The organism is uncultured Catenibacterium sp. (assembly GCF_900540665.1).
GTDB lineage: Bacteria > Bacillota_I > Bacilli_A > Erysipelotrichales > Coprobacillaceae > Catenibacterium.
On sequence record NZ_UQGV01000108.1, the window covers coordinates 1 to 4229 of the forward strand.

Annotated in this window: 3 protein-coding genes and 1 tRNA gene; all 4 read left to right on the forward strand. The window is 33.7% G+C overall.

The window, feature by feature from the left end; all coding sequences use genetic code 11:
* Positions 1–127 precede the first annotated feature (127 nt).
* The 4 genes from QZQ55_RS10555 to QZQ55_RS10570 all read left to right on the forward strand — a co-directional run bounded on the left by QZQ55_RS10555 (position 128) and on the right by QZQ55_RS10570 (position 4184).
* The gene (locus tag QZQ55_RS10555) at positions 128–1264 is read left to right on the forward strand and encodes a cysteine desulfurase family protein (RefSeq protein WP_295093146.1); all 1137 of its coding nucleotides are present in this window, start codon (positions 128–130) and stop codon (positions 1262–1264) included.
* 4 nt (positions 1265–1268) lie between these two features.
* Entirely contained in the window at positions 1269–2465 is a 1197-nt protein-coding gene (gene thiI, locus QZQ55_RS10560; RefSeq protein WP_270396597.1) for a tRNA uracil 4-sulfurtransferase ThiI, read from the forward strand.
* A 92-nt stretch (positions 2466–2557) separates the two neighbouring features.
* Positions 2558–2633, forward strand: a tRNA-Lys gene (locus QZQ55_RS10565).
* Positions 2634–2741: 108 nt separating this feature from the next.
* A complete protein-coding gene (locus tag QZQ55_RS10570) occupies positions 2742–4184 on the forward strand; it encodes an HAD hydrolase-like protein (RefSeq protein ID WP_295093147.1) in 1443 nt (480 codons plus the stop codon).
* Positions 4185–4229: the final 45 nt, after the last annotated feature.

Here is a 4229-nt window from a genome sequence, read left to right on the forward strand (position 1 = left end):
AGACCCCCAAATATTTAGAGCGAAGGTCTGACCCCCACAAAAATTAAAGACCCAAGAAAAGAAATTAAGTCCGCTTAGTGTGGACTTTTTTCTTTTATATCGTTATTATTTAAGGCGGGGTGATTAGATGATTTATCTAGATTATGTAGCGACAACTCCTCTTGATGAGGAAATACGCTCTACATATACAAAACTATTAACAAATTATTTTGCAAATTCTGATTCGGCTTATGCACCAGGTTATGAGGTCAGTCGTTTGATTGAACAGTCACGTTCACATATCGCGAAGTTACTTCATGTAAGTCCTGAAGAATTAATCTTTACATCATGCGCATCAGAGTCTAATAATACAGCTATCAAAGGAACGGCCTTCCAATATATGAATAGAGGAAAGCATATTATTACAACGGCCTTTGAACATTCAAGTGTAGCTAATACTTTTAAGCAGCTAGAAGAAGTATTTGGGTTTGAAGTGGATTATGTGTCTGTTGATTCAAAAGGACATCTTGATTTAGAAGAATTAGAATCCCTTATAAGAGAAGATACGATTCTTGTTTCTACAATGTATGTCAATAATGAAGTAGGAACAATTAATCCCATTCATGAAATAGCTTCTATTGTCCATGGAAAGAATCCTAAGACAAAATATCATGTTGATATGGTACAGGCTTTAGGTAAGCTGTCTATTACGCTGGATGATATTGATTTAGCCACTTTCTCAGCACATAAGGTATTTGGTTTAAAAGGAAGTGGTTTACTCTATAAGAAGCGTACTGCAAGTATTGTTCCTCTTATTAATGGAGGACAGCAGGAAAATGGCTTAAGAGGTGGAACAAGCAATGCCTGCGTGGATATTGTGCTTGCGAAAACAATGCGTAAAGCAATTGAATCTCAAAAGAGTCACTTTGATTATGTCAAATCGCTTAATGATTATTTACGTGAACAGTTAAGTGAAATGGACAATATTGTCATCAATTCACCAGAAGATGCGAGTCCATTCATCCTGAATATTTCATGTCCACACTATAAACCAGAAGTCATTGTGCATGATTTGGAAACTAAAGGAATCTATATCTCGACAAAGAGTGCCTGCTCAAGTAAGAAAGTAGAAATCTCTCATACTCTTCAAGCAATGCATTTAGATCCTCTTATCAGTTCAAGCGCATTAAGACTTTCATTCTCACATCTCACTACAAAGCAGGAACTAGATACATTCCTAGATGCTTTAAAAGATACATTAAATAGAATTAAGAAACAGAGGTAATTAGATGAAACCAGATCATATTCTTGTTCGTTTTGGAGAACTTACAACTAAAGGAAAGAACCGTAAACTATTTATTAGAAAACTATTAAAGAATACAAAAGAAATACTTCATGACTATTCTGCCTTAGAATATGAATTAACATATGACCGTCTTTATATTTATTTAAATGAAGAAAATGCGGAAGAAGTGACAGATAAGTTAAAGACAATCTTTGGTATTCACAACTTCTCTTTATGTTATAAGGTAGAACATGACTTAGAAAAGGCCAAGGAAGTTGTTACTTATATTATTGATCATGATGAAGGTCATACTTTTAAGATTGATACAAAAAGACATGACAAATCATATCCTAAGACATCTATTGAGATGAATAAGGAAATTGCAGGATATGTATTCCATCATACAACAAAAGAACTATCAGTAGATGTTCACAATCCAGATATTTTAGTACGTGTAGAATATAGAAAAGATGCTATTTATATTATGGATAACATGATTCCAGGTGCTGGAGGCTATCCAGTTGGTATTGGTGGTAAAGCCTTATTAATGCTTTCAGGTGGTATTGATTCACCTGTTGCTGGTTATTTGACAATGAAGCGTGGAGTAGATTTAGAATGTATTCACTATGCTTCTCCACCTTATACAAATGAATTAGCAAGGGAAAAGGTATTAGACCTAGTGAATGTATTAAAAGACTATACACATGGTTCTATTAAAGTTCATATTGTTCCGTTTACTGAACTACAGTTATCTGTCTATGACCATTGTGATGAATCTTATGCAATGACAGTTATGCGTCGTATGATGTATAGAATTGCGGAAGGTGTTGCAAAGAAGAATGATTGCTTAGCTATTGTGAATGGTGAAAGTATTGGTCAGGTGGCATCTCAGACACTTGAATCAATGAATACAATTAATCAGGTTATTACAACGCCTGTTATTCGTCCTGTTGCATGTATGGATAAATTAGAAATTATTAAGATTGCTGAAAAGATCGGTACATATGATATCTCTATTAGACCATATGAAGACTGCTGTACAATCTTTACACCACATAACCCAGCAACTAAACCTAAGGCTTATAAAGCAGAAGGCTATGAAGCGAAATGGGACTTTGAAACAGAAGTACAGAAGTGTATTGATCATACAGAAACAATCATCATAAACTCTAAATATAAGAATGATGAAGATCTTTTTTAAAGGTTTTTAAAAAATGTAAAAAAAGTTCATAAAGTAGTTGACGAAGTGTCCTTAATCGTGTAATATATAACTCGTCGGTTGAGGACACACCTCTCTCCGTAGCTCAGTTGGTAGAGCATCTGACTCTTAATCAGAGGGTCCACGGTTCGAGCCCGTGCGGGGAGACCATTTGAAAATAAGGCAGAACTTCGGTTCTGCTTTTTTGTTTATAGGATAGCATATCATTTAGGAATTATGCTATAATGATGTTTAGATTAGGGAAAGGGGTATTATTTTATGAGAGAGGATACAGAATTAAAACTAGCAATCATAGAACTGGATGGATGTATATTCCCCCTAAACAGGCTCCGTTATAATTTCTATAAGAATTTATGTAAGAAGAAAAACATTACTGTTACAGCGGATGAGTTTTATCATGCTTTAGGTAATATGTATACAATGTATGAAACACTTCCTCTTGCAGCAACACTTAATAGTAATAAGTTGAATTCAAGTGTTGAAAAAGATTTATACAATTATTTGAGTATGAAGGGCTTATCACCAAAAGATGGTGTGATTGAATTATTTGAATACTTTCATCAAAATAATATTCCAATTGCAGTTGTTTCTACACATAAGACGAAATCAGCTATTAATTATCTAGAACTTGGTTCTTTATATCGTAAGGTGGATTATGTTATTGGATGTGATACAGATATTACACCACTTCCATCAGAAGAACTTCTTGCATATATTGATAAAAGATTCCAGGTAACGCCTAAGGATACATTAGTTATTACTTCTATGAATGGTATTCTACATGCAGCTAATAATATTGGTATGAATACGATTTATTTAAATGACTTGGTAGAAGCAGGGGATGATGAAATCAGCTGTTCTTATCAGGTGGCTAATACAATGTATGAAGCATTGAATGATATTCTTTTTGGTCGTTATGAAGATTACAAGATCTTTGAACCACTTCTTGGCATGGATAAAGAGATGTCTGTGGCTAAATTAAAGGCTTTATTTGCTAATTTACAGGAAGTCTATAAAGATGATCCAGATTTATTAAAGATCATTAAATCTACTTATATATCTAAACTATCAGAACTTACAAGAGAACGTCCTCGTCGTTTTACTTTCAATGATGAAGATCTCGCAGAATTAGAAAAAGAGGAAGTCGAAGAACCTGCAGTAGAAGAAGAAAAAGAAGAACCAACGGCCCTTTCACTTAATGCACAGGATACGGCTGCATTGAATGATGTGATTGCAAAGGTGATGGAAGCTGAAAATAACCCTCCAAAAGAAGAGGAAAAAGAAGAAATTAAAGAAGAACCAGTCGTAGAAGAACCAAAGAAAAAAACAGATCATCATATAATTAATACATTTATAAATATTAGTTATATCTTATTACTTTCATTGATGATTTTATTACTTGGTTTGGTTGTTCATATTGCTTTAGGTAATATGATGGATCATCCAGTTGTAAAGGTCCTACATACAATCAGTCTAGCCTATATTGGTGTTGCTGAAGCAATCTTTAAGACAATCTTCAACGGTCTTCATTCTCTCACGAATGCAGTACCTGACTATTATACTTATATGAATAATAATCAAATGATGACAGTTTCTGCATTAAAGATGATTCATTGTTATATATTGAATGTGGTTGTTGTGACAATCAGTGAAATTATTAAATACTATACACTAAAGAAAAAGAGCTCAGTTTTGATATGATGACCTCCCAGTAGACAGTGCAAATAATTAAGAGCACTGTTTGCT